The organism is Streptomyces sp. LUP47B (assembly GCF_001746295.1).
GTDB lineage: Bacteria > Actinomycetota > Actinomycetes > Streptomycetales > Streptomycetaceae > Streptomyces.
Genome location: NZ_MJAH01000004.1, coordinates 543,859 through 568,485 on the forward strand (window position 1 = coordinate 543,859; position 24,627 = coordinate 568,485).

Below are 24,627 nucleotides of genomic sequence, written 5' to 3' on the forward strand. Positions count from 1 at the left end.
GACGTGCCGACTTCCGCCCCTGACCTCGTACGCTACCCGCCATGTCCCCCCACATCCTGATCCTCGGCGGCACCACCGAGGCCCGCGAACTGGCCGCCGCGCTCACGGCGCGGCCGGGAGTTCGCGTCACCACCTCGCTCGCGGGGCGGGTGACCCGGCCGGGCGCGGTCGCGGGGGAGGTGCGGATCGGGGGGTTCGGCGGAGCGGCGGGGCTTGCCGACTGGATACGGCAGGAGCACGTCGACGCCCTGGTCGACGCCACACATCCCTTCGCCCGTGCGATCACCGCCCATGCGGCGCGGGCAGCCGCGGCGACCGACGTGCCCTCCGTGGTGCTGCGCCGCCCGGGCTGGCACCCCGGACCGGGGGACCGCTGGCATCCGGTCGACTCCCTCGACGAGGCCGCCGAACTGCTGCCGAGCCTCGGACGGCGAGTGTTCCTGACCACCGGCCGCATGGAGCTCGCCGCCTTCGCCCACCTCACCGAACTGCACTTCGTCGTACGGTCGGTGGAGCTGCCCGAGCCGCCCATGCCACCGCACACCGAAGTCCTCCTGGCCCGTGGCCCGTTCACGCCGGCCGACGAGTCGACACTCCTCTGCGATCACTGCATCGACGTCCTGGTGACCAAGGACAGCGGGGGAGCGGCCACGTCCGCCAAGCTCACGGCCGCCCGCGAACTGGCCCTGCCCGTAGTGGTCGTACGCCGCCCGCCCCTCCCGGACGGGGTGACATCCGTGCCGGACGTGGCGGGAGTCCAGCGGTGGCTGGACCTCGACTCGCCGTGACGGAGTCTGCGAGCCTGTCCACACTCAGGCGGTGGTGCTGCCCGCCAACTCCCGCTCCTGCTGCGGCAGTCCGTTGCTCAGGTCCTCCACCAGGAGCCGCTTCGCGATCGTGTCCACCGCTGCCCTGAGGTCCGTCCCCGAGGGGCGGCCGATGTCCTGCTGCACCCGGTCCGCCAGCCAGTTGCCCCACGCCGTGCCGATGACCCGGGCCTCGCGCGCGCCCGCCGCGGTGTGCGAGAGGAGGGTGCCGTCGCGGGTCAGATAGCCCTCCTCGACCATCCGGTCGAACACCGGCAGCAGCACCTCCGGCGGCAGACGGCGGCGCGCGGCGATCATGCCGAGGCTCGCGTGGCCGACCATCCGCGTGTGCAGTTCCACCTGCATCACGGCCCAGGCCCCGGCGATATCGAGCCGGGTGGCGGAATCCGTCATGATCCCGCGCGCGGTGTCCAGGTTCGTACCGCCGATGATCTTCCCGACCGTGGCCTCCAGCACCCGCTGCGAGTCCGCGCCGGACGGTGACGCGAACCCCTCACCCATGTCGGTCGAACCGGCCCGCGCGCTGTCGCGCAGCTCGACCTGCTTGAGGAACAGGGCGACGACGAAGCCGAGCGCGGCGACCGGCACGGTCCACAGGAAGACGGTCCGGATCGTGTCGGCGTACGCGTCGATGATGGGCGCGGAGACGGCCGGAGGCAGCCGGTGCAGCCCCTCCGGACTGGTCGCCGCCCTGGTCACGGCGTCCGCGGCCGGCCCGCCGCCCACCCGCACGGCGGAGGCGATGCCGTCCTGGAGGTTCGGGGTCAGGGAGTTGGTGTAGATCGTCCCGAAGACCGCGGTGCCGAAGGAACTGCCCAACGTACGGAAGAAGGTGACGCCGGAGGTCGCGGTGCCGAGGTCGGCGTACTCGACGGTGTTCTGCACGGCGATCGTCAGGACCTGCATGCACAGCCCGATGCCGGTGCCGAGCACGAACATGTACAGCGACTCCAGCCAGGCCCCCGTGGACGGCCCCATCCGGGACATCAGGAACAGCCCGAGCCCCATCACCAGGGAGCCGGCGATCGGGAAGAGCCGGTACTGCCCGGTCTTGCTGACCACGTTGCCGCTCACGACCGACGCGATGAGCAGGCCGACCACCAGGGGCAGCGTCCGTACGCCGGAGACCGTGGCGGAGTCGCCGTCGACGTACTGGAGATAGGTCGGCAGATACGTCAACGCACCCAGCATCGCGAAGCCCACGATGAAGCTGAGGACCGAGCAGACCGTGAACACCGGGTTGGCGAACAGCCGCATCGGCAGCATCGGTTCGGCCGCCCGGGTCTCCACCCAGCAGAACAGCCCGAGCGAGAGCACCCCGCCGACGAAGAGGCCGATGATGACGCCGGAATCCCACGCGTACTCGTTGCCGCCCCAACTCGTCGCAAGAATCAGCGCGCTGGCGCCCACCGCGACGAACGCGATGCCCATGTAGTCGATCACGGGCCGCACCGCCGACTTCACCACGGGGATGGTGCGGGCCGCGGCGAGGACCACGGCGATCGCGATCGGGACGTTGACGTAGAACGCCCAGCGCCAGGTCAGGTGGTCGGTGAACAGTCCGCCCAGCAGCGGTCCGATGACCGTGGCCACCCCGAACACGGCACCGATGGCGCCCTGGTACTTGCCGCGCTCGCGCAGCGGGATGACGTCGGCGATCAGCGCCATCGCCGTCACCATCAGACCGCCGGCCCCGACGCCCTGCATCGCCCGCCAGGTGATCAGCATCGTCATGTTGGAGGCGAGACCGCACAGGAACGAGCCCGTGATGAACACGATCGCCGAGACCTGGAAGACCACCTTGCGGCCGAACAGGTCACCGAACTTGCCGACCAGGACCGTCGCCACGGTCTCCGCGAGGAGGTACGAGGTGACAACCCACGACATGTGTGCCGCGCCGCTCAGGTCCGACACGATCGTCGGCAGCGCCGTGCCCACGATGGTCTGGTCGAGCGCCGCGAGCAGCATGCCCAGCATGATCGTCACGAAGACGACATTGCGACGGCGCTTGTCCAACACGGGGGGCTGGGAGGCGGCGGGCAGTGCGGTTTCCTCCACGACTGTCACGAGGTCACCTTCACAGCTGTGGGTTGCTCCCGCATGCGGGGACGGGCCGCACGAGTGCCCGGGCGACCCGTGCCTCACTCCTGCCGGTTGCGCCGCAGCAGATACGTGTCCATGATCCAGCCCTTGCGCTCGCGCGCCTCCGCACGCAGCCGCTCGATACGGGGCGCGGCCTCCGCGATCGGGCCGGCGGCGAGGATCTCGTCCGGAGTGCCTATGTACGCACCCCAGTAGATGTCGATGTCCTGGTCCGTGTACTGCCGGAACGTCTGGTGGGCGTCGAGCATGACGACCACGTCGTCCACGCCCTCGGGAAGCCCCTCGGCGAGCCGCCGGCCGGTCGTGATCTGGACGGGGCGGGCGACCCTGTTCAAGCCCGTCCGGTGCCGGGCGACGAGCGCCGAGACACTGCTGATTCCCGGCACGACGTCGAACTCGAAAGCCACCGCGCCGCGTTCGAGGATCTCCTCCAGGATCCCGATCGTGCTGTCGTACAGCGCGGGATCTCCCCATACCAGGAACGCGCCGCTCTCGTCCTCGCCCAGCTCCTCGGCGATCATCCGTGCGTAGATCTCCGCGCGGGCGCTGCGCCAGTCACCGACCGCGGGGGAGTACGCGGCCCCGCCGGCCGCCCGGTCGCGCTGCGGGTCGCGCGCCTCGACGACGCGGTACGTGCCCTCCGGTACATGCGCGTCGAGCATGTCGCGGCGCACCTGCACGAGGTCGGACTTCACCTCGCCCTTGTCCAGGACGAAGAACACGTCCGTGCTCCGCAGCGCCCTGACCGCCTGGAGGGTCAGCTGCTCGGGGTCGCCCGCGCCGATACCGATGACATGAATCTTCCGCACACCCCGAGTCTGCCGCACGCCACTGACAGTACGTACACCGCGTCCACCGGGGCTGTCCGCACGGCTGGGGGGCAACCGGAATTGTCCGGGGCACTGGTGGGAAGGGGTGCCCGTCTCGCCGTGGGTCGATGAGGGCTGTCCGGCCGGCGGGGGCAGGAGCACGTGCCGGCCGGCGGCCTCGGTTGTCCGCGCGGCAGGCGGCAGCCGGGGTGGTGGCTGAGGCGCCGAACGGGCCACCGTGGCGCGCGGTGCGGCGAACGGCCTGTCGCCACGCGCGGTGCGGGGAACGGCCCGTCGTGACGCGGCTGGCCGCAACTCCCCAGGGGCGCGGGGAACTGCGCGACCAGCCCCCACCGGCCCGCAGCCGCCCGACAACCCGACCCGGCACCCCCGTAGGCGTCCCGCCCAAGCCCGGCGCAGCTGCCCGCGGGGAACTGCGCGACCAGCCCCCACCGGCCGGCAGCCGCCCGACAACCCGACCCGGCACCCCTGTAGACGTCCCGCCCAAGCCCGGCGCAGCTGCCCGCGGGGAACTGCGCGACGAACCCCCACTCACCCGCAGCCGCCGTGGCCTCGGCCGGCTCGATGAGCGCTATCCGCGCAGCCGCGGTGCCCGCACCCCCGCGTCGACGCTCGTGCCCGTCTGCTCCACGAGGTCCGCGAGCCGCCGGGCCCAGTCCGCCAGCCCCGCGAGATCCATTCCGTACGGCTGTCCTCGCCCCGCGGCCGACGCGGCCCACTCCTCCACGGCCCCGGCGCCTCGCCGCAGCAGCCGCGCCCCGCCCGTGACGTTCCCACGGCCCGCGTGGGTCAGTCCCACAGCGAGCTGGGCCAGCCCCCGCCACAGGGCCCGTTCCTCGTCGGGGCCCGACTTCCAGGCGTCCTCGAAGACCTCGTGCGCATGGAACGGGCGCCCAGCGTCCAGCAGTTCCTGAGCCTCGGCCACGGTCTGCTGCGGGGTGCGCACCACGCCCTCCGGTTGCCGGGCGACGCCCTCGGCGCCGTACGGCAACGGCCGCCCGAGCCCGTCCCGCGGCCGGGCGTTGCGCGCCCGCCCGTCGCTGTCCCGGTCCCGCGCGCCCGTCTGCCGTCCTGAGGATGTACTGGCCATACGTCAATTGTCCCGCGCCCGGCGCCCGCTTCGGTCCGGCCCCCGACGTGGGGTAAAGTTCTTTCGGCGCGTTCCCGCGATCCACTGCGGGGCAGCGCACCGGGACGTGGCGCAGCTTGGTAGCGCACTTGACTGGGGGTCAAGGGGTCGCAGGTTCAAATCCTGTCGTCCCGACTGAGCGGAAACGCAGGTCGGAGGCCGTCTTCTCATCCATGAGAGGACGGCCTTGTGTGCATCCCACCCGAGCCGAGAGAACCAGTCGCCGTACGGACCGGCCGACGTGGCTGCCACCACCACACCCCCGGTGGACCGTGATCCTCGGGATGCCGCCTTCCTCGGAGAGACGGGCATCGAGGGGGAAGGGGTCGTAGTCCTCGATCGACAGGTCGTGGAGCGCGTCACCGACGGGGAGCCGACTCGGCCGGCCGGTCCGCCTCACGCTTCGCGGCGGCCGTGCCGGCCGCCGTCCAGCGCCGGAAGAAGTCCGCGTCACGCACAGGATCGCCCGGCCTGGCATCGGGTCCGGCCGGTCCCACCGCCACCATGGGGTCAGCGGCCCCAGCGCAGCGCGGCGGTCTGCACGGGCGCGTCCCACAGCCGCAGCATTTCCGCGTCGGCCCGGCACAGTGTCACCGAGCAACCCGCCATGTCCAGCGACGTGACGTAGTTGCCCACGAGTGCCCGCGCCACCGGCACGCCCCGGGCCTCCAACAGCCCGGCCACCTCGGCGTGGAACCCGTACAGCTCCAGCAGCGGCGTCGCACCCATCCCGTTGACAAGGGCCAGTACCGGCCCGTCGGCCGGAGCCACCTCCACCAGCTCTTCGAGTACGGCGCCCACCGCGACCTCCGCGATCGCTCGGGCCGGCATCATCGCGCGCCGCTCCCTGCCCGGCTCGCCGTGGATCCCGACCCCGAGCTCCATCTCCCCGTCCGGCAGGTCGAAGGTCGGGCCGCCTTTCGCGGGAGTGCTGCAGGGGCTGAGCGCCACACCGAAGCTGCGCGAGGCCTCGTTGACGCGCCGGGCGATCGCGGCCACCTGCTCCAGCGGTGCGCCCTCCTCGGCGGCCGCCCCGGCGATCTTCTCCACGAACAAGGTCGCCCCGGTGCCCCGCCGCCCGGCCGTGTACAGGCTGTCGGTGACGGCGACGTCGTCGTTGACCAGGACCCGCTCGACCCGGACGCCGTCCTCCTCGGCGAGCTCGGCGGCCATCTGGAAGTTCAGCACGTCTCCGGTGTAGTTCTTGACGACGAACAGCACGCCCTGCCCGGCCTCGACGGCGCTCGCCGCGCGCAGCATCTGGTCCGGGACGGGCGAGGTGAACACGTCCCCGGGACACGCGGCCGACAGCATCCCGTATCCGACGAACCCGGCGTGCAGCGGCTCGTGCCCGGAGCCGCCGCCGGACACCAGCCCGACCCGCCCGCCGTCCCGCGCGTCTCGGCGTACGACCACCCGCCGCTCCACGTCCACGTTCAGCTCCGGGTGGGCGGCAGCCACCCCCCGCAGGGCGTCGGCCACCACGGTCTCCGGACTGTTGATCAGCATCTTCATTGGGACCTCCCGGTGGAACCGGCGGCGGAGCCTCTGCCTCGTGTCCTCACGGAGCTCAGGCATCGCCGGTGACAGGCGGGCGCATTCGCGATCGCACGCCACACGAACAGTCTGCCGCCTACCCGTGGACATCCGCGATGCGTGCTCGCTGCCGCCCGCCTCCCAGGGCGGGGGCGCGGCCAGTTCGGACCAGGCAGGTGCCGCCCGAGCGCCGCGGGTCCCGGCCGCCCACCCGGTTGCCATCGGCGCTGTGCTTGCCCGGTATGACGACGCGGAACCCGTCTGCGTTCGTCGCGTCAGCGTCGGCGCCCAAGTTGCCTGCACCGCCGAGCGCTTCCACCCATGTGCAGCCGTCCCGCGCGCACGGCGCGGCGTGTGCGCGAAGCCCTCGGCCGCGGGGCCGCGGACCCCGGGTCAGCCGGACCATCGGCGTCGGCATCCCCTTCCGTCCGGTCAGGGGGCCGAGGCGATATCCGGTTCGAGCGCCCCAGGCGCTTTGGCGGCCACGTGACGGCCGGTGCTCGTGAGCCGGTGGAGACCTTGCCGGGCGGCGGGCAGCATCGTCTCGTGCGCATGACTCTGGACGGTTTTACACTGATTTGTGGAGTACTCGGGGGAGTCGACGGCCGGTCCCTGGGCCGGCGGGAAGCGGGCACCCATGGCTGAGCGACTCAAGAGATCAGGACTGGTCGGCGAGCTTTCAGCGGAATTCGTCGGCACGATGATCCTCATCCTCTTCGGTTGTGGTGTGGTGGCGCAGGTCGTGGCCGGCGGGGCCCTCACGACCCCGCCGGGCGGCCTGGGAAACCACGACAGCATCGCCTGGGCCTGGGGCCTGGGCGTCACTCTGGGTGTGTATGTCGCGGCGAGGCTGAGCGGTGCTCACCTCAATCCCGCGGTGACCGTCTCGCTGGCGGCGTTCAAGGGTTTCCCTTGGAGCAAAGTGGCTCCCTACGCGCTGGCCCAGACGGCCGGCGCCTTCGTGGCAGCCCTGCTCGTCCGGTGGAACTACACCGAGGCGCTGGCGAAGGCGGATCCCACCCACACCATCAAGACGCAGGGCGTGTTCTCCACGCTGCCCGCCAACGGCAACCCGAACCTGCCGGTCAGCGACTGGGGCGCATTCCGCGACCAGATCATCGGCACCGCGATCCTGCTGCTGCTGATCCTCGCGGTCACGGACCTGCTCAACACGCCCCCCGGCGCCAACCTGGCGCCGTTCATCGTCGGCCTGATCGTCGTGGCCATCGGTATGGCCTGGGGCACCAACGCGGGTTACGCGATCAACCCGGCACGCGACTTCGGTCCCCGGCTGGCCAGCTTCTTCACCGGGTACGGCGGAGCGTGGCGAGATCAGTACGGGCACCTCTACTTCTGGGTGCCGATCGTCGGCCCGCTGATCGGAGGTCTGCTGGGCGCGGGCCTGTACAAGTTCTTCATCGGCCGGCTCCTGCCGACCGCCGAGCCGGAGCCCCCCGGACGGGTACCGGCCCCGGACGAGAGCTGACACGAGAGCTGACCGGCTTCCGGGGTTGCCGTGAATCCGGCTGCCCCGGGAGAGCCCAAGGAGAGGCGGCATCCCATGGCGGACTTCGTCGGCGCGGTGGACCAAGGGACCACCAGCACCCGTTTCATGATCTTCGACCATGCCGGCAGCGAGGTGGCGAGGCACCAGCTGGAGCACTCACAGATCCTCCCGCGCTCGGGATGGGTCGAACACGACCCGGTGGAGATCTGGGAGCGCACCAACTCGGTGATCCAGAACGCGCTCCGGCACGGGAACCTCTCGCCGGAGGACCTGGCGGCCATCGGTATCACCAACCAACGGGAGACGACCGTCGTCTGGGACCCGCGCAACGGCCGCCCCTACTACAACGCCATCGTCTGGCAGGACACCCGCACCGACTCCATCGCGGCAGCGCTGGACCGCTCGGGCCAGGGCGACGTCATCCGCCGCAAGGCAGGGCTGCCGCCGGCCACGTACTTCTCCGGCGGCAAGATCCAGTGGATCCTGGAGAACGTCGACGGAGTCCGCGAGGCGGCCGAGCAGGGCCATGCCCTCTTCGGCAACACCGACGCCTGGGTCCTGTGGAACCTCACCGGCGGCCCCGACGGCGGCGTCCACGCCACCGACGTGACCAATGCCAGCCGCACCATGCTGATGGACCTGGAGACCCTCGACTGGGACGACGAACTGCTGGGCTTCTTCGGCGTCCCCCGGGCGATGCTGCCGACCATCAACCCGTCCTCCCACGCGGAGGCGTTCGGACAGACCCGTACCTCCCGGCCGCTGCGGGCCGCCATCCCCATCACCGGTGTGCTAGGCGACCAGCAGGCAGCCACCGTCGGGCAGGTCTGCTACGCGCCGGGTGAAGCCAAGAACACCTACGGCACCGGCAACTTCCTGGTGCTCAACACCGGCACGGAACTGGTGCGGTCCCAGCACGGCCTGCTGACCACCGTGGCGTACCAGTTCGGCGACAGCCCGGCGATCTACGCACTCGAAGGCTCCATCGCCGTCACCGGCTCCGCGGTGCAATGGCTGCGCGACCAGCTGAAGATCATCAATGACGCCGCCGAGAGCGAACGCCTGGCGCGTACCGTCGAGGACAACGGCGGGATCTACTTCGTCCCCGCCTTCTCCGGCCTGTTCGCCCCGTACTGGCGTTCGGACGCCCGCGGCGCGATCGTCGGCCTCGCCCGGTACAACGACGGCGGCCACCTGGCGCGGGCCGCCCTGGAAGCCATCTGCTATCAGAGCCGCGACGTGGTGGAAGCCATGGAGCAGGACTCCGGCGTCCACCTCGACGTGCTCAAGGTCGACGGCGGTGTGACGGCCAACGACCTGTGCATGCAGATCCAGGCCGACGTCCTCGGCGTCCCGGTCAGTCGCCCGGTCGTCGCCGAGACCACCGCGCTCGGCGCCGCCTACGCCGCCGGTCTGGCCACCGGTTTCTGGCGGGACACGGACGAACTGCGCACCCACTGGCAGGAGTCCAAGCGCTGGGAACCCCAGTGGTCCGAGGAGCAGCGCCAGGAAGGATACGCGGGCTGGAAGAAGGCGGTGGAGCGCACGCTCGACTGGGCCAAGGTCGAGTAGGTCCCGGCCGGGAGCGACCGAACGGGCCCGCCCGAGCCGCGTGCGCCGCCCACACCCGCACTCGCTGCACGAGGAGGACACCATGGCGAACCCGGTGGCTCTCTCGCCCGGGGCACGCGCGGAGGCCCTCGTCCGACTGGGAGAGGGTGAGCTCGACGTCCTCGTCGTCGGGGGCGGCGTGGTCGGCGCCGGCGCGGCCCTGGACGCCGCCACCCGGGGCCTGAGAGTCGGCCTGGTCGAAGCCCGGGACTGGGCCTCGGGCACTTCCAGCCGCTCCAGCAAGCTCATCCACGGCGGCCTGCGCTACCTGGAGATGCTGGACTTCCGGCTCGTCGCCGAGGCCCTGAGGGAACGCGGACTCCTGCTTCAGTTCCTGGCCCCTCACCTGGTGCGTCCGGTGCCGTTCCTCTACCCCCTGCGACACCGGATCCGGGAGCGCCCGTACGTCGGCGCCGGCGTGCTGCTGTACGACACCATGGCCGCGGCCTCCGGTACCTCCAGAGGTCTGCCCCACCACCGTCACCTGCTCAAGCGCCAGGCCCTGCACGAGGCGCCCGCGCTGCGCTCCGACGCCCTGGTCGGCGCGATCCAGTACTGGGACGCGCAGGTCGACGACGCCCGGCACACCATGTTCCTCGTCCGCACGGCCGTCGCCTACGGAGCACTGGCCGCCAACCGCACCCGTGTCAGCCGCTTCCTGCGGCAGGGCGAGCGGGTGGTGGGAGCCGCTGTCACGGATCTGGAGACCGGCGACGAGACAGAGGTGCGAGCCAAGCAGGTCATCAACGCGACCGGCGTGTGGACCGACGACACCCAGGCCCTCGCCGGCACACGCGGCCAGTTCCACGTCCGCGCCTCCAAGGGCGTACACCTGCTGGTACCCCGTGACCGGATCAACTCCCGCACCGGGCTGATCCTCCGCACCGAGAAGAGCGTGCTGTTCGTCATCCCCTGGGGACGACACTGGATCATCGGGACCACCGACACCGACTGGACACTCGACAAGGCCCATCCCGCCCTCAGCTCCCAGGACGTCACCTACCTGCTGGAACACGTCAACAGCGTCCTGGCCACGCCTTTGGCCCCGGAGGATGTCGAGGGCGTCTACGCCGGTCTGCGTCCCCTCCTGTCCGGCGAGGCCGCGGAGACCAGCAAACTGTCACGGGAGCACCTGGTCGCCCACCCGGTACCCGGTCTCGTCGTGGTGGCGGGCGGCAAGTACACGACCTATCGGGTGATGGCCAAGGACGCGGTCGACGAGGCGGCCCGCGGCCTGGACGAGAAAGTGCCCGACTGCGTCACCCAACGCGTTCCGCTGCTCGGCGCCGACGGCTATCCGGCCCTCTGGAACTCCCGCCACAACCTCGCCCGGTCCTCGGGGCTGCATGTCGCCCGCGTCGAGCACCTGTTGAACCGCTACGGCTCCCTCGTGCACGAGCTGCTCGCAATGGTCGCAGCCGACTCCTCGCTCGGCGAGCCGTTGCCGAGCTCCGACGACTACCTGCGGGTCGAGGCCGTGTACGCGGTGACCCATGAGGGTGCCCTTCATCTGGAGGACGTGCTCGCGCGCCGTACCCGGATCTCCATCGAGTCCTGGGACCGTGGTGTGGACGCGGCGGAGACCGTTGCGGAACTGATGGCGCCTCACCTGGGGTGGGACCAGGCGCACCGGCGCCGTGAGGTCGACCACTACCTGAAGCGGGTGGCCGCCGAACGCGAGGCCCAGCAGCAGCCGGACGACCGGACCGCCGACGCGGTCAGGCTCGGCGCCCCCGACATCAGTCCGGTGCACTGAGCAGGGCGTTCGAGTAGGTCCGGTTCGCCGGAGCCCGGGGATCGACGGGCCGCCGTGACCTGGGGGAGTCAGGCGATCGCCGCATGTGGGGGATGCGTCCGCCGACGTGCGTTCGAGTGGGGCGGGGAGTCCCGGATGGCAAGGCGCGGTGGGCGCCGTCGAGGGGCGCCGCGGGCCAACAGGCCGCACGAGCGGGCGATCGCGGCGGCCGCCGTGAGGATCGGTTGGCCGCGCGAGGCGGGTGCCTGCGGGGGCCCATTCGTGTGTTCCGGCGACGCAGGACGGATTCCGTCACACGGGCGGCAACCTCGCCGGGGCCGGCGGCCACCTACAGACGAAGTTCCGGACGGCTCCCGCCCCGGTACCGGTCAGCAAGCGGCTCGGCCCGCCGGCGGGAGGCGTTCCGTACCGCCTCACCCCCACCCGGACCGCCCCGCGGTCCGGATCCGATGAACCGAGGAACCCCCACATGACCGACACCGAACGAACCGGCCCCTCCGGCTTACCGCGGCGCACCGTCCTGCTCGGTGCGGCCGCCGGCGCCGGCGCGCTCGCCCTGGGCGCAGGCCCCCTGGCGACCCCGGCGCAGGCCGCGTCCTTCGTCAAGGGCGCCGACGTCAGCTGGCTGCCGCAGATGGAGGCGAAGGGCTACTACTGGAACAACGGCGCCGGAGCGCGCCAGGACCTGTTCACCATCCTCAAGGGCTACGGCATCACCGCGATCAGTCTGCGGACCTGGGTCAACCCGTCCAGCGATCCGGCCAATGGACACTGCTCCATCGAGGAGACGGCTCAGCTGGCGAAGCGCGCCAAGGACGCCGGTATGCAGGTCCTCATCGGCTTCCACTTCGGCGACACCTGGAACTCCGTCGGGGTGCAGAACCCGCCGGCGGCCTGGGCGAGCATGACCTACGGCCAGATGCTCGACGCCATGTACGACTACGTGTACCACTCGTGCAACCTCATCAAGTACCACGGCGTCACACCGGCCTGGGTGAAGATCGGCAACGAGACCAACTCCGGCATCTGCAAGCCGGTCGGCAGCATCAGCCGCCCCGCTCAGATGACGGGCCTGCTGAACGCGGCGTACGACATGTCCAAGCAGGTCTTCCCGAGCACGCCGGTGCTGGTGCACCTGGCGCAGCCGCAGAACCTGGCCGGCGTCCAGAACTTCCTCAACGCCTACCGGGACAACGGCGGAAGGTGGGACATCACCGGCCTGTCCTCGTACGCGCAGGGCGGCAACGTGCCCGCCGTGCTGGCCAACATGCAGACCATCCAGTCCGGTTACGGCAAACCGGTCATGCAGGTGGAGTACGGCGGGCCGGTCGGCAAGCCCACCCAGGTGCGCGACTCGCTGCGGGCGTTCGTCACCGGGCTGCAGGGCTTCGGCGGCCTCGGCACCTTCTTCTGGGAGCCCGAGGGCTACCCGTCGTTCAACGCCTACAACAGCTCGGCCTGGGACGAGAGCACACGGCGGCCGACTGCGGCCATGGACGGATTCCTCAACGGGTGACCAGGAGACAGCGATGAGTTCTGCCAAGTCTGTCGGACGTGCCCTGCTGATCTCGGCGGTCACCCTGAGCCCCTTCGTGACCCCCGCCGGTTCGGTGGCCGTGAGCAACGCGGCGGCGGCGACCGCCTATTACGTGGCCCCGGGTGGCAGCGACAGTGCCGCGGGCACGCAGGCCGCTCCCTGGGCGACGATCGCCCATGCGCAGGCCGTGGTCCAGCCGGGTGACACCGTGTACTTCCGGGGCGGCACCTACCGGTACACCCGCGCGAACAGCGGGTGTACCAGCCAGACGGCCAGGGTCGACGCCATCACCCTGAACAAGAGCGGCAGTTCGGGAAGCCCGATCCGCTACTGGGCCTACCCGGGGGAGAAGCCGGTGTTCGACTTCTCGGGCATGACGGACGACTGCCGGATCAAGGGCTTCGACGTCACCGGGAGCCGGCTCCACCTCAAGGGCCTGGAAGTCACCGGGGTCCCGCAGAACAACAACCTCAACCACGAGTCCTGGGGAATCTGGATCTCGGGGAGCAACAACACCTTTGAACAGATCAACACCCACCACCACATGGGACCCGGTCTGTTCATCCAGAACGGCGGCGGCAACCTCGTCCTCAACTCCGACGCGCACGACAACTACGACACCCACTCCTCCAACGGGGCAGGAGAGAACGCCGACGGGTTCGGCGCGCACATCTCGGCGGGCAACCCCGGCAACGTGTTCCGGGGCTGCCGGGCGTGGTGGAACGCCGACGACGGCTTCGACCTCATCAGCGCCTACTCGTCGGTGACCATCGAGAACTCCTGGGCGTGGCGCAACGGGTACATGCCGGGAACGACCACCGCGGCCGGCAACGGAACCGGCTTCAAGGCGGGCGGCTACGGCGGCGACTACGACGCCGGCGCCGTCAAGCACACCGTGCGCACGTCGGTGGCGTTCCTCAACAGGGCGTCCGGCTTCTACGCCAACCACCACCCGGTCGCCAACGACTACTTCAACAACACCGGTTACGGCAATCACCCCGACTTCAACATGCTGGGAGTCGACTCCGGCGGCGCCGACGTCGGCCGGGGCAACCTGCGCAACAACCTTGCCTACACCGGCACGTTGACGTCGAACATGACCGGCACGAGTGCCGCGAACAACTCGTGGAACCTGGGCGTCGCCCTGTCGGACGCACAGTTCCAGAGTGTGTCGACATCCGGCTGGGACGCGCCCCGCCAGGCCGACGGCAGCCTCCCCGCCCTGCCGAGCCTCCGCCCGACGGCCAACAGCACCTTGATCGACAAAGGCGTGAACGTCGGGCTGCCGTACAAGGGACAGGCACCGGATCTGGGTGCTTTCGAGTGATCGACTTTTTCGCGTTCGACGGCAACCTCGGTGCCGTTGGCGGCGACTGGTGGGGCAAGAGCGCACCCCCACTGCCTCGGCCGAACGTCCCGATTCGCGAACGAGAGTCACACCATGGGCACCAGAGGAACCGCGCGCAAGCCGCACCGCAAGAAGCCCACCCGCCGCCGAGGCCTGCTGGTCGGCATCCTGGCCACGATCCTGGTCGGCGGTGCCGTCACCGGCGGTGTGCTGCTGACGGGGTCCGGCTCCGGGGCGCGCGCGGGCACCTACCGGCTGGGCGGTGCCACGGGGACGGTGTCCCCGTCGCCCATCACCGCGTCCCCTTCCCCGTCGTCCTCCGCGTCCCCGTCTCCGTCCGTGTCTCAGTCTGCCTCGAGGACGTCGGCCTCCCCGAGCGCCTCAGCGTCGGCGACGAAGAGCGCCTCCCCACCCGCGCCGCCCACGTCCACCACCGGATTCGCGGCCTGGCCCACGGCCACCGGTGAGAAGGCGGTCGCCACCACCATCGAGGTGTCCGGCACCTACGACGGCGCCCTCAAGCGGTTCTACGGCACGGGCGGCCTCGGCAGCGACAGCCAGGACGAGGACCAGGGCCCGCTCTTCGAACTCGCCGACGGGGCGACGCTGAAGAACGTCATCCTCGGCTCCCCGGCCGCCGACGGCGTGCACTGCCTGGGCAGTTGCACCCTGAAGAACGTGTGGTGGCAGGACGTCGGCGAGGACGCGGCCACCTTCAAGGGCACGTCGGCCTCCGCGACGTACCTCGTCGACGGCGGCGGTGCGCGGAAGGCGGACGACAAGGTCTTCCAGCACAACGGCGCCGGCACCCTGACCATCAGGAACTTCCAGGTCGCCGACTTCGGCAAGCTGTACCGGTCGTGCGGCAACTGCAGGACCCAGTACGAACGCCATGTCGTCATCAGCAATGTGAAGGTCACCGGGCCCGGCAAGGACATCGCGGGCGTCAACGCCAACTACGGTGACACGGCCACCCTCTCGGGCGTGACCATCGTCGGGGACGGCAGCAGGAAGATCACCGTCTGCGAACGCTTCCAGGGCAATACGTCGGGCGCCGAACCGTCCTCACTGGGCACCGGGGCGGACGGCACGCACTGCAGATACAGCGCGTCGGCCATCACCTACCGGTGACGGCCACGCCCTCGCCCGGGCGGGTCCGGTGCATCCAACGCTGATGTTCCGTCGATCGGCCGGGGCCCGAAGCTCCCGTCGGCTCAGCTCAGGCCCGCGATTCCCTGTCGGGTCGGTTCTGGGCGGTGGATGCCGCGGGGGCGGTAACCCAGTTCGTCGGAGCGGCCCAGCAGGTCGGCGAGGTACCAGACGATGGCAAGCCACATCTCCGTGCCCTGGAGCCCGGGCTCGGGTCCGGGGCCGGCGGCGCCCGGGCCGAAGCCGAAGCCCAGGCCGTCCCGCCAGCGCGGCAGGACGGTGGTCAGCTGCCGCTCGGCCCAGTCGCGGATCTCACCGGAGCGGTAGCCGCGGGCGCCCCGCCCGAGCTGCTGGGTGCACAGCCACAGGGGATGGGCGACATCCAGCACATTGCAGGCGTTCTCCCGGCCGGGACCGAAATGCCGGGCGTCGCGCGCGTGGTCCAGGACCGCGTCCACGACCCGTTCCGGATACGGCACCGGCAGCCCGAACTGCGCGAACGAGCCCCGCGTCAGCCGGTAGTAGCCGTTGACCACCTGGAGCCGGCCCTCCTCGGCGGAGGGGCTGCCCCACATCCCGGTCCAGGGATCGGCCCTGGTCAGCAGCCAGCCGAACAGCGACTCCGGTGCCCCGTGGCCGTTGTCGCCGCCGCCGTCGTCGTGCCGTAGGTTCCAATGGACGGCAGTGGCAAGGCTGTCGACCCAGGCGCCCGCGCCCCACGCGCCCGTGTGCCAGGGCAACGTCTTCAGTCTCGCGATGAGTTGGCGTGCCGTCATGTCCTTTACGCCGCGCACCGGATGGGGGAGTCCCGGGCCCAGCAGATCGAGGGCGTAGCCCACGCACAGCACGTGGTAGAGCGCCGCTCCCTCCCCGATGAACCCATCGGCGTCCGCCACCGGCAGCGGCTCGCCGAACTCCGGGACGAGACCGCTCTCCGGATCCTGGAGCCCGCTCAGGCGCCCGATGTGCTCCTCGGCGGACAGGTGCTCCGGCACAGCCCCGAGCAGCAGGTCGGCGATCTCCACGGCGTCACAGTGAGCCCGCACGGTGGGAACGGCGCCGGGCCGATCGACGTACCGTTCACCGTCCCAGCAACGGTCGAGAAGCCCAACAGCCTGATCCCGGGCGGTGTCGGCGAGGGCAGCCAGGGTCGCTGCACGGGGACCGGTGCCGACCGCCGGGCGGGTCGCGGGCGTACGGCCGCCCCCTGGCCGCATCCCGTGCAGATCCGCCGCCTCGGCACCCGCAGCCGTCTCGGCACTCACGGCCGTAGCCTCCTGCACCGCCCGCCGATCGCGCGGCGCCCGCTCCGGATCGCCGGCGGCCACTTCCCCGGGCCCGGGTTGTGGCGCCGGGCGGCCCGCGGGCATACGGCCGTCATCCGGCCGTATCCCCGACACAGCCGAAGCCGAGGCCGAAGCCGAAGCCGGATCCGAGGCCGCAGTCGCCTCCACCCCCCGCACCTCCCGCCGATCCCGCAGCACCCGTGCCGGATTCCCCGCCGCCACCGACCACGCCGGCAGATCTCTCGTGACCACCGCCCCCGCCCCGATCACACAGTGATCGCCGATGGTCACGCCGTCCACGACGATCACCTGCGAGCCGATCCAGACGTCGTCGCCGACCCGGATGCCCCGACTGGTGAGCGGCTGGCGGAAGACGGGTCGGTCGGGGGCCATGGAGTGGTTGAAGCCGAGCAGCGAGGTGTGGGCGCCGATGCGTACGCCGTGACCGAGTGCCACGTTCCCGCGCACCGTGGTGAAGGGGTTGAGCGTGCAGTGGGAGCCGGTCTCCAACTCCCCGGTGACATAGGCGTGCGCGGCGATGTACGAGTCGTCGCCGAGCCGCAGCCGGTCCGGGAACACCGCCGCGGACTCGGCGACGTAACACCGCTCACCGATCCCGGTGTCGCCGCCGACGGCCCGCTGCACCATCCGCTGGGCGGCGCGCTGCTCGTCGGTCGCCTCGTCCGCGAAGAGCCAGGGGCAGTGGTCGAAGTGCCGTACGGACGGCTGCGACGGATGATCCATACGAGCACGCTAAGCAGTGCGAGGCCCGCCGGGGAAGGGTGCCGTGCGCGACGCGGCCCGCCCCGGAATGGTAGAAGCGGCTATGACCAACTCGCACTTCCCCCGCTCCTCCTCCCGTCCGGCGGGTGTCCGATGACCGAGGGCATCGACACTCCCGACCACCGGGGTCGCACCGGACTCGACCGCACCGGCCTCGACCTGACCGGCAACCCGCGCGTCAAGGTCCGCGATGTGAAACTGCTGTCCAGTCACTGGTACGTCGAGCGGGCCACGACCTTCGACATCCAGCACGCCGACGGGAGTTGGAGCACTCAGCAGCGCGAGACCCACGACCGTGGCAACGGCGCCACCATGCTGCTGTACGACACGGAACGCGAAACCGTCCTGCTCACCCGTCAGTTCCGCTTCCCGGTGTATGTCAACGGACACCCCGACGGACTGCTGATCGAGACCCCCGGCGGCCTGCTCGACGACGATGACGAGCACCCCGAGATCGCCGTACGACGCGAGGTCGTCGAGGAGACCGGGCACACCATCGGCGAGGTCCGGCACGTCTTCGACGTCTACATGAGCCCCGGTTCGGTCACCGAGCGCGTCAGCTTCTACGCCGCCGAGTACGCCCCGTCGACCCGCACGCACGAGGGCGGCGGCCTCGACGAGGAGGGCGAGGACATCGAGATCCTCGAACTGCCCTTCGCGAGGGCCCTGGAGATGATCCGTACCGGGGAGATCGCCGACGCCAAGACGATCATGCTGCTCCAGTGGGCGGCGCTGGAGGGTCCGTTCGCCAAGTGAGCGGGCGGTCCCTTGACTTGAAGTGCGCTTCAAGATGAAGACTCCCGTGTGTGCCCCGAAGACGGGTACACACGGGAGGACATCATCATGAAGTACCGCACCATCGGCACGGATCCGGCGACCCGCCGCGAGGTCAGTGTGCTCGCGCTCGGCGCGATGCTGTTCGGCTCACGGACCGACGAGGAGACCTCCTTCGCCGTCCTCGACCGCTATGTCGAGGCCGGCGGCAACTTCATCGACACGTCCGACAACTACGCCTTCTGGGAGGACGGCGGTCAGGGCGGACAGAGCGAGGAACTGCTCGGCCGGTGGCGGCGCAGCCGCGGCGTCGGCGACGAGATCTTCATCGCCACCAAACTCGGGGCCCGCCCCCTGGCCCCCGGCACGAGCTACGTCGACAACGCGGAGGGCCTGTCGGCCAAGGTGATCCGGGAGTCCGCGGAGCGCAGCCGGGAACGCCTGGGCGTGTCGAGGCTGGACCTGCTCTACGCGCACATCGAGGACCACCGCGTCCCCCTCCAGGAGACGGTGGAGGGATTCGCCGAGCTGGTGTCCGAGGGCACGGTGGGCCTCCTCGGTGCGAGCAACCACGCGATCTGGCGGGTGGAACGGGCCCGAGCGCTCGCCGCCGCGGCCGGACTGCCCGGCTACGAGGTCCTCCAGTACGCGCACAGCCATCTGCGGCCCCGCACCGACGTCCCCGGGGACCTGTTCCCCGACGGCAGCCTCGGCCACGCGGGCCCCGACCTGCTGAGCTATCTGCGGGCCGAGCCCGGCCTGACCCTCGTCGCCTACTCACCGCTGCTGAAGGGCGCCTACACCCGCCCGGACCGGCTGCCCCCGGACTTCGACCACCCGGGCACCCCGGCCCGTCTGAAGGTCCTGGGCGAGGTGGCGAAGGAGACCGGCGCGACCGTCAACCAGGTCGTGCTGGCCTGGCAGATCGGCGCGGACCTGCCGATCGTCCCCCTGGTCGGGATGTCGTCCCTGGCCCAGCTTGACGAGAACCTGGCCGCCGTGGACCTGGAACTGACGCGGGAGCAGCGGGCCCGGCTGGACGCGGCCCACTGAGCCCGCCGTCCCTCAGGGCCTGACCAGCAGCCGGAAGTCGAAGGCGTACCGCGACGCCCGGTAGATGTGGGTGCCGTACTCGACCGGGCGGCCGGTGTCGTCGTAGGCCGTGCGTTGCATGGTCAGGACCGCCGCGCCCGTCTGTTCGTCGAGGCGGGCGGCCTCCTCCGCGGTGGCGGAGCGGGCGCCGATGGTCTGGCGGGCGCTGTGCAGGGTGATGCCGGCGGTGCGCAGCACGCGGTAGAGGCCGGTGGCCTCCAGGCGGTCGCTGTCGAGATGGAGGAGGCCGGTGGGCAGGTAGTTGCCCAGGAGGGCCACGGGCTGGCCGTGGGTCAGGCGCAGCCGCTCGAGCGCCGTGACCTCGCTGCCCTCCGGGACGGACAGCGCGGCCGCCACGTCCGCCGGTGCCGGGACGGTCTCGTTGCGGACCACCCGTGTCGCCGGGCCCTGCCCGGCCGCCTCCAGGTCGTCGTAGAGGCTGCTGAGCTCCAGGGGGCGCTTGACCTGGCTGTGCACCACCTGCGTGCCCACTCCCCGCCGACGGACCAGCAGACCCTTGTCCACCAGCGTCTGGATGGCCTGGCGGACGGTCGGGCGGGACAGGCCGAGGCGGATCGAGAGGTCGATCTCGTTGCCCAGGAGGTTTCCGGGGGCGAGCACGCCGTGCTCGATCGCCGCCTCCAGCTGCCGGGCGAGCTGGTAGTACAGCGGCACCGGACTGCCCCGGTCCAGGGCGAAGTCCAGGGAGTCGAGAGCGGGGGCGGTCGCGGCACGTGACGGGTCGCCGGGCTTCGCCATGGGGGTACCTCCCTCAAAGGGTCGGGGACGGGGCCGTCAGAGGTGGGTGCGGCGGGCGGCCGCCTGACGGTCGTACTCCGTCCTCGCCTCCACGGCGGCCTCGCGCGACGCCGTCTCCGCCACCGGCACGTCCCACCAGGCCGCTGCCGGGGGAGCGGTCGGGGTCGCGGTGTCCGTCTCGACGTAGACGCAGGTCGGCCGGTCCGAGGCGCGGGCCGTGGCCAGGGCCTCGCGCAGCTCCCGTACGGTCTTGGCGCGCAGCACGTCCATGCCGAGGCTCGCCGCGTTCGCGGCCAGGTCGACCGGGAGCGGGGCCCCGCTGAAGGTGCCGTCGGCCGCCCGGTAGCGGTAGGCGGTGCCGAACCGCTCGCCGCCCACCGACTCCGACAGGCCGCCGATCGAGGCGTAGCCGTGGTTCTGGATGAGGACCAGGTTGATCGGCAGACCTTCCTGGACCGCGGTGACGAGTTCCGTGGGCATCATCAGGTAGGTGCCGTCGCCGACCAGCGCCCACACCGGGGTGTCCGGGGTCGCCTGCTGCACGCCGATCGCGGCGGGGATCTCGTAGCCCATGCAGGAGTAGCCGTACTCCAGGTGGTACTGGCGGGGGCTGCGGGCCCGCCACAGTTTGTGCAGGTCGCCGGGGAGCGAGCCGGCCGCGTTGATCACCACGTCCTCGTCGCCGACGACCGCGTCCAGCGCGCCCAGCAGCTGGGTCTGGGTCGGCACGGCGCTCTCGTCCGCGGCTTCGAAGGCCCGGGTCACGGCCCGCTCCCAGCGCTCCTTGCCCGCGCCGTACTCGGCCTCGTAGGCCGCGTTCACGCGGTGGCCCGCCAACGCCGACGTGAGCGCCTCCAGACCCGCTCGCGCATCGCATACGACCGTCCGCGCGGCCAGCTTGTGGGCGTCGAAGGAGGTGATGTTCAGGTTGAGGAAGCGCACGTCCGGGTTCTGGAAGAGGGTGCCGGAGGCGGTGGTGAAGTCGGAGTAGCGGGTGCCCACGCCGATGACCAGGTCCGCGGTGCGCGCGAGGTCGTCGGCGACCGCCGTACCGGTGTGGCCGATGCCGCCCAGGTCGGCGGGGTGGTCGTGGCGCAGGGAGCCCTTGCCCGCCTGGGTGGACGTGACGGGGATGCCGGTGGCGTCCGTGAGTGCCTTCAACGCCTCTTCGGCCTCACTGTGGTGGACCCCTCCGCCCGCCACGATCAGCGGGCGCGCGGCCCCCAGGACCGCCCGTACCGCCTCCGCCAGCTCGACGGGGTCGGGCGCGGGACGCCGTACCCGCCACACCCGCTCGGCGAAGAACTGCTCCGGCCAGTCGTACGCCTCAGCCTGCACGTCCTGGGGGAGGGCGAGGGTGACCGCGCCGGTCTCGGCCGGGTCGGCGAGGATCCGCATGGCCTGGAGGGCGGAGGGGATCAGGGCCTCGGGGCGGTGGATGCGGTCGAAGTAGCGGGACACCGGGCGCAGGGTGTCGTTCACCGACACGTCCGCCTCCGTCGGATGCTCCAGCTGCTGCAGGAGCGGGTCGGCGGCGCGGGTGGCGAAGTAGTCGCCGGGCAGGAGCAGGACCGGGAGGCGGTTGATCGTGGCCAGGGCCGCGCCGGTGACCAGGTTCGTGGCGCCCGGGCCGATCGACGTCGTGACCGCCTGGGCCGACAGGCGGTTCAGCTGGCGGGCGTGGCCCACGGCCGCGTGGACCATCGCCTGCTCGTTGCGACCCTGGTGGAACGGCATCGCGTCCTCACCGGCCTCCAGGAGGGCCTGCCCGATGCCGGCCACGTTGCCGTGGCCGAAGATGCCCCAGGTCCCGGCGATCAGCCGGTGCCGTACTCCGTCCCGCTCCGTGTACTGGACGGACAGGAACCGCACGAGGGCTTGGGCGACGGTCAGGCGGGTGGTGCTGCTCATCAGGACTTCTCCGGTGCCGGTGTGGAGGGCGAGGCGGGGGGCGGTGGGCTGGGTCGGGGTGGGCGCGGATCAGCCGGGCCCGCCGTGACGTCGAGGTGGTGCGGGGAGTGGCCGGGCACGGTCACCGGCGGGGGCCCGGAACCGTCCGCCGGGTGCCGGGACCGTCGTACGGCAGTCCCGTGGTCCGTACGCGATGCCGTTGACGGGCGGGCCGGTCACGGCGCGACGCCGTTCAGGAGACCGTCTACCTCGGCCTGCGTCGGCATCGCGGAGGAGCAGGCGAGGCGGGCGGCGACATGCGCGCCGGCCGCGTTGGCGTACCGGACGGTCCGCTCCAGCTCCCAGCCGGACAGCAGCCCGTGGCACAGCGAGCCCCCGAAGGCGTCGCCGGCGCCGAGGCCGTTGACGACCTCGACCGGGACCGGGGGGACCTCGGCGATCGTGCCGTCGCGGTGCACGGCGAGGACGCCCTTCGGGCCCTGCTTCACCACGGCGAGCTCCACACCGGCCGCCAGCAGGGCCTCGGCGCACGCCAGGGGTTCACGCTCCCCGGTGGCGATCTCGCACTCGTCGAGGTTGCCGACCGCGACGGTCGCGTGCCGCAGGGCCTCGGCGTAGTACGGGCGGGCTTCGTCGGGGTCGGCCCAGGCCGTGTCGCTCCACAGCTCGGGCCGCCAGTCGAGGTCGAAGACCGTGGTGCCGGCCCGGTCGCGGCACTTGAGGGCGGCGAGCGTGGCCGAGCGGCTCGGTTCCGCGCTCAGACCGGTGCCGGTGATCCAGAAGATCCGGGCCGCGCGGATGGCGAAGTAGTCGAGCTCGTCGGTGTGTATCTCCAGATCGGGAGCCTTGGGGCGGCGGTAGAAGTACAGCGGGAAGTCGTCCGGCGGGAAGATCTCGCAGAAGGTGACCGGGGTCGGGTAGGCCGCCACCGGAGTCACCCAGCGGTTGTCGACGCCGAACTCCGTGAGGGTCTGGTGGAGGTAGGTACCGAAGGGGTCCGCGCCGGTGCGGGTGATGACCGCGGTGGAGCGACCGAGCCGGGACGCGGCGACCGCGACGTTGGCAGCCGAGCCCCCGAGGAACTTGCCGAAGGACTGGACCTGCGCCAGCGGCACCCCCGACTGCTGCGGGTAGAGATCAACTCCGATACGGCCCATACTGATCACGTCGAACTGCTGGACTGGCTCGACCATGCGCGACGCTCCTCGGTCCGGACTGGGGATGCGAGGCCCTCTGGGCCCGTTGCATCCCAGGTGTAGGACTCGAAGGGCGACGCTGTCAATAGTTTGTTCTTACATTCGGACCTGATCGTGAAATGATGTCTTAACAAAGTATTGACAGCGGCCGCACCAGGGGAGTTGGATCCCGTCCCAACGCAAGTTGGCGCGTTTTGTAGATCCCGCCCCCTTTCCCGACGTTCTCCCCGTCGCACAGTGAGGTGCAAGGAAAGATGGACCGCTCTTCTCTCTCCCGTTCGCGGAGATTCGCTCCCGCCGTGGCCCTGGCTGCGGCCGCGGCCCTGACGCTCGCCGGCTGCTCCAGCAGCTCGGGCGGCAAGAAGTCCGAGGAGAGCTCGGACGGCGCCTCCGCGGGCAAGGCCACCACCCCCCGGATGACCATCGCGCTGGTGACCCACCAGTCGCCCGGAGACACCTTCTGGGACATCGTCCGCAAGGGCGCCCAGGCCGCCGCCGCCAAGGACAACGTCAAGCTGGTCTACTCGGCCGACCCGAGCGCGGCCAACCAGGCCAACCTCGTACAGAACGCCATCGACCAGAAGGTCGACGGCATCGCGATCACCCTCGCCAAGCCGGACGCCCTCAAGGACGTCGTCGCCAAGGCGAAGGCGGCGAACATACCCGTCGTCGGCCTCAACTCCGGCGTCAGCGACTGGCAGAAGCTCGGCCTGATGGAGTTCTTCGGCCAGGACGAGTCCGTGGCCGGCGAGGCACTCGGCAAGCGGCTGAACGAGGCCGGCGCCAAGAACGCCGTCTGTGTCATCCAGGAGCAGGGCAACATCGGCCTGACCCAGCGCTGCGACGGTGTGAAGAAGACCTTCACCGGCAAGCTGCAGACGCTGAACGTCAACGGCACCGACATGCCGTCCGTGAAGTCGACGATCACGGCCAAGCTCACGCAGGACAAGTCCATCGACTACGTCGTCACCCTCGGTGCGCCCTTCGCGCTGACCGCGGTGCAGTCGGCGTCCGACGCGGGCAGCAAGGCCAAGATCGCCACGTTCGACCTCAACAAGGACCTGACGGGCGCCATCAGCAAGGGCACCATCGAGTTCGCCGTCGACCAGCAGCCCTACCTCCAGGGCTACCTGGCCATCGACTCGCTGTGGCTCTACAAGAACAACGGCAACTACATGGGCGGTGGCGAGCAGCCGGTGCTGACCGGCCCGGCCTTCGTCGACAAGTCCAACGTCGACGCGGTGGCCGCGTTCGCCGCGAAGGGCACCAGGTGATGGGTATGACCCAGCACGCCGAGCCGGCGGTGACGACACCGCCGGCCTCCGGCCCGGGCAAGGTCACTGACGGCCGGACCGCGGAACGACCGCTCGCGCTGCGCCTGTTGGCGCGTCCCGAGGTCGGGGTGTTCCTGGGGGCGGTGGCGGTGTGGGTGTTCTTCCTGATCGCCGCTCCGCCGGTGCGGGACGGCAGTTCGATGGCGAACATCCTGTATC

The 24,627-nt window shown here is 71.0% G+C and carries 18 protein-coding genes, 1 tRNA gene and 1 pseudogene; 12 read left to right on the top strand and 8 right to left on the bottom strand.

Features of this window, described 5'->3' with window-relative positions; genetic code table 11:
• Positions 1 to 41 precede the first annotated feature (41 nt).
• Positions 42 to 788, top strand: a complete 747-nt coding sequence (locus BFN33_RS16055) for a cobalt-precorrin-6A reductase (protein WP_069760706.1) — start codon at positions 42 to 44, stop codon at positions 786 to 788.
• 24 nt (positions 789 to 812) lie between these two features.
• On the opposite strand, the gene BFN33_RS16060 is transcribed toward BFN33_RS16055, so the two are convergent.
• The 3 genes from BFN33_RS16060 to BFN33_RS16070 all read right to left on the bottom strand — a co-directional run bounded on the left by BFN33_RS16060 (position 813) and on the right by BFN33_RS16070 (position 4,850).
• On the bottom strand, positions 813 to 2,894 hold the full coding sequence (locus BFN33_RS16060) for an MDR family MFS transporter (RefSeq protein WP_069760707.1): 2,082 nt from the start codon (positions 2,892 to 2,894) through the stop codon (positions 813 to 815).
• 74 nt (positions 2,895 to 2,968) lie between these two features.
• Positions 2,969 to 3,739 (bottom strand): precorrin-6A synthase (deacetylating), encoded by a 771-nt coding sequence (cobF, locus tag BFN33_RS16065; protein ID WP_069760708.1) that lies wholly within the window; start codon positions 3,737 to 3,739, stop codon positions 2,969 to 2,971.
• A gap of 592 nt (positions 3,740 to 4,331) precedes the next feature.
• On the bottom strand, positions 4,332 to 4,850 hold the full coding sequence (locus BFN33_RS16070; protein WP_069760709.1) for a DUF309 domain-containing protein: 519 nt from the start codon (positions 4,848 to 4,850) through the stop codon (positions 4,332 to 4,334).
• 100 nt (positions 4,851 to 4,950) lie between these two features.
• Between BFN33_RS16070 and BFN33_RS16075 the strand changes: the two genes are divergently transcribed.
• Positions 4,951 to 5,024, top strand: a tRNA-Pro gene (locus tag BFN33_RS16075).
• 375 nt (positions 5,025 to 5,399) lie between these two features.
• Here BFN33_RS16075 and dhaK read toward each other — a convergent pair.
• Positions 5,400 to 6,404: a dihydroxyacetone kinase subunit DhaK gene (gene dhaK / locus BFN33_RS16080; RefSeq protein WP_069760710.1), complete on the bottom strand. Its 1,005-nt coding sequence runs from the start codon at positions 6,402 to 6,404 to the stop codon at positions 5,400 to 5,402.
• Between the two features lie 658 nt (positions 6,405 to 7,062).
• Here dhaK and BFN33_RS16085 point away from each other — a divergent pair.
• The 6 genes from BFN33_RS16085 (at position 7,063) to BFN33_RS16110 (ending at position 15,315) form a co-directional block, all read left to right on the top strand.
• On the top strand, positions 7,063 to 7,911 hold the full coding sequence (locus BFN33_RS16085) for an MIP/aquaporin family protein (protein WP_069760711.1): 849 nt from the start codon (positions 7,063 to 7,065) through the stop codon (positions 7,909 to 7,911).
• A gap of 75 nt (positions 7,912 to 7,986) precedes the next feature.
• Positions 7,987 to 9,504, top strand: a complete 1,518-nt coding sequence (gene glpK, locus BFN33_RS16090; protein WP_069760712.1) for a glycerol kinase GlpK — start codon at positions 7,987 to 7,989, stop codon at positions 9,502 to 9,504.
• An 82-nt stretch (positions 9,505 to 9,586) separates the two neighbouring features.
• Positions 9,587 to 11,299: a glycerol-3-phosphate dehydrogenase/oxidase gene (locus BFN33_RS16095; protein WP_069760713.1), complete on the top strand. Its 1,713-nt coding sequence runs from the start codon at positions 9,587 to 9,589 to the stop codon at positions 11,297 to 11,299.
• Positions 11,300 to 11,768: 469 nt separating this feature from the next.
• Positions 11,769 to 12,815, top strand: coding sequence for a glycosyl hydrolase 53 family protein (locus BFN33_RS16100; RefSeq protein WP_069760714.1), 1,047 nt, complete (start codon positions 11,769 to 11,771; stop codon positions 12,813 to 12,815).
• Between the two features lie 13 nt (positions 12,816 to 12,828).
• Positions 12,829 to 14,163, top strand: coding sequence for a right-handed parallel beta-helix repeat-containing protein (locus BFN33_RS16105; protein WP_069760715.1), 1,335 nt, complete (start codon positions 12,829 to 12,831; stop codon positions 14,161 to 14,163).
• Between the two features lie 360 nt (positions 14,164 to 14,523).
• Entirely contained in the window at positions 14,524 to 15,315 is a 792-nt protein-coding gene (locus BFN33_RS16110) for a pectate lyase (protein WP_069760757.1), read from the top strand.
• A gap of 83 nt (positions 15,316 to 15,398) precedes the next feature.
• Here BFN33_RS16110 and BFN33_RS16115 read toward each other — a convergent pair whose 3' ends face one another.
• Positions 15,399 to 17,363: a DapH/DapD/GlmU-related protein gene (locus tag BFN33_RS16115; RefSeq protein ID WP_069760716.1), complete on the bottom strand. Its 1,965-nt coding sequence runs from the start codon at positions 17,361 to 17,363 to the stop codon at positions 15,399 to 15,401.
• A 132-nt stretch (positions 17,364 to 17,495) separates the two neighbouring features.
• Between BFN33_RS16115 and BFN33_RS16120 the strand changes: the two genes are divergently transcribed.
• On the top strand, positions 17,496 to 18,158 hold the full coding sequence (locus tag BFN33_RS16120) for an NUDIX domain-containing protein (RefSeq protein ID WP_069760717.1): 663 nt from the start codon (positions 17,496 to 17,498) through the stop codon (positions 18,156 to 18,158).
• A gap of 87 nt (positions 18,159 to 18,245) precedes the next feature.
• Positions 18,246 to 19,229, top strand: coding sequence for an aldo/keto reductase (locus tag BFN33_RS16125; RefSeq protein WP_069760758.1), 984 nt, complete (start codon positions 18,246 to 18,248; stop codon positions 19,227 to 19,229).
• Between the two features lie 12 nt (positions 19,230 to 19,241).
• On the opposite strand, the gene BFN33_RS16130 is transcribed toward BFN33_RS16125, so the two are convergent.
• From BFN33_RS16130 to iolC, 3 genes are all read right to left on the bottom strand, one after another.
• Positions 19,242 to 20,027: a GntR family transcriptional regulator gene (locus BFN33_RS16130; RefSeq protein WP_069760718.1), complete on the bottom strand. Its 786-nt coding sequence runs from the start codon at positions 20,025 to 20,027 to the stop codon at positions 19,242 to 19,244.
• A gap of 36 nt (positions 20,028 to 20,063) precedes the next feature.
• Complete coding sequence (gene iolD / locus BFN33_RS16135; RefSeq protein ID WP_176742397.1) at positions 20,064 to 21,938, bottom strand: 3D-(3,5/4)-trihydroxycyclohexane-1,2-dione acylhydrolase (decyclizing); 1,875 nt, start codon at positions 21,936 to 21,938, stop codon at positions 20,064 to 20,066.
• Positions 21,939 to 22,153: 215 nt separating this feature from the next.
• Positions 22,154 to 23,131 carry a 5-dehydro-2-deoxygluconokinase gene (gene iolC, locus BFN33_RS16140; RefSeq protein WP_069760720.1) on the bottom strand — a complete coding sequence of 326 codons (978 nt, stop codon included), beginning with the start codon at positions 23,129 to 23,131 and terminating at the stop codon, positions 22,154 to 22,156.
• A gap of 257 nt (positions 23,132 to 23,388) precedes the next feature.
• Between iolC and BFN33_RS16145 the strand changes: the two genes are divergently transcribed.
• The gene (locus BFN33_RS16145; RefSeq protein WP_069760721.1) at positions 23,389 to 24,408 is read left to right on the top strand and encodes a sugar ABC transporter substrate-binding protein; all 1,020 of its coding nucleotides are present in this window, start codon (positions 23,389 to 23,391) and stop codon (positions 24,406 to 24,408) included.
• Positions 24,408 to 24,627 (top strand): annotated as a pseudogene (locus BFN33_RS16150) (ABC transporter permease); the annotation flags it as partial. The gene BFN33_RS16145 and the pseudogene BFN33_RS16150, both read left to right, overlap by 1 nt.

Bases quoted from the DNA above. Each gene is read 5' to 3' on its own strand.
- BFN33_RS16055 (WP_069760706.1), top strand. From the start codon at position 42: ATGTCCCCCCACATCCTGATCCTCGGCGGCACCACCGAGGCCCGCGAA.
- BFN33_RS16070 (WP_069760709.1), bottom strand. From the start codon at position 4,850: ATGGCCAGTACATCCTCAGGACGGCAGACGGGCGCGCGGGACCGGGAC.
- dhaK (WP_069760710.1), bottom strand. From the start codon at position 6,404: ATGAAGATGCTGATCAACAGTCCGGAGACCGTGGTGGCCGACGCCCTG.
- BFN33_RS16085 (WP_069760711.1), top strand. From the start codon at position 7,063: ATGGCTGAGCGACTCAAGAGATCAGGACTGGTCGGCGAGCTTTCAGCG.
- glpK (WP_069760712.1), top strand. From the start codon at position 7,987: ATGGCGGACTTCGTCGGCGCGGTGGACCAAGGGACCACCAGCACCCGT.
- BFN33_RS16095 (WP_069760713.1), top strand. From the start codon at position 9,587: ATGGCGAACCCGGTGGCTCTCTCGCCCGGGGCACGCGCGGAGGCCCTC.
- BFN33_RS16100 (WP_069760714.1), top strand. From the start codon at position 11,769: ATGACCGACACCGAACGAACCGGCCCCTCCGGCTTACCGCGGCGCACC.
- BFN33_RS16105 (WP_069760715.1), top strand. From the start codon at position 12,829: ATGAGTTCTGCCAAGTCTGTCGGACGTGCCCTGCTGATCTCGGCGGTC.
- BFN33_RS16115 (WP_069760716.1), bottom strand. From the start codon at position 17,363: ATGGATCATCCGTCGCAGCCGTCCGTACGGCACTTCGACCACTGCCCC.
- BFN33_RS16120 (WP_069760717.1), top strand. From the start codon at position 17,496: ATGACCGAGGGCATCGACACTCCCGACCACCGGGGTCGCACCGGACTC.
- BFN33_RS16125 (WP_069760758.1), top strand. From the start codon at position 18,246: ATGAAGTACCGCACCATCGGCACGGATCCGGCGACCCGCCGCGAGGTC.
- BFN33_RS16130 (WP_069760718.1), bottom strand. From the start codon at position 20,027: ATGGCGAAGCCCGGCGACCCGTCACGTGCCGCGACCGCCCCCGCTCTC.
- iolD (WP_176742397.1), bottom strand. From the start codon at position 21,938: ATGAGCAGCACCACCCGCCTGACCGTCGCCCAAGCCCTCGTGCGGTTC.
- iolC (WP_069760720.1), bottom strand. From the start codon at position 23,131: ATGGTCGAGCCAGTCCAGCAGTTCGACGTGATCAGTATGGGCCGTATC.
- BFN33_RS16145 (WP_069760721.1), top strand. From the start codon at position 23,389: ATGGACCGCTCTTCTCTCTCCCGTTCGCGGAGATTCGCTCCCGCCGTG.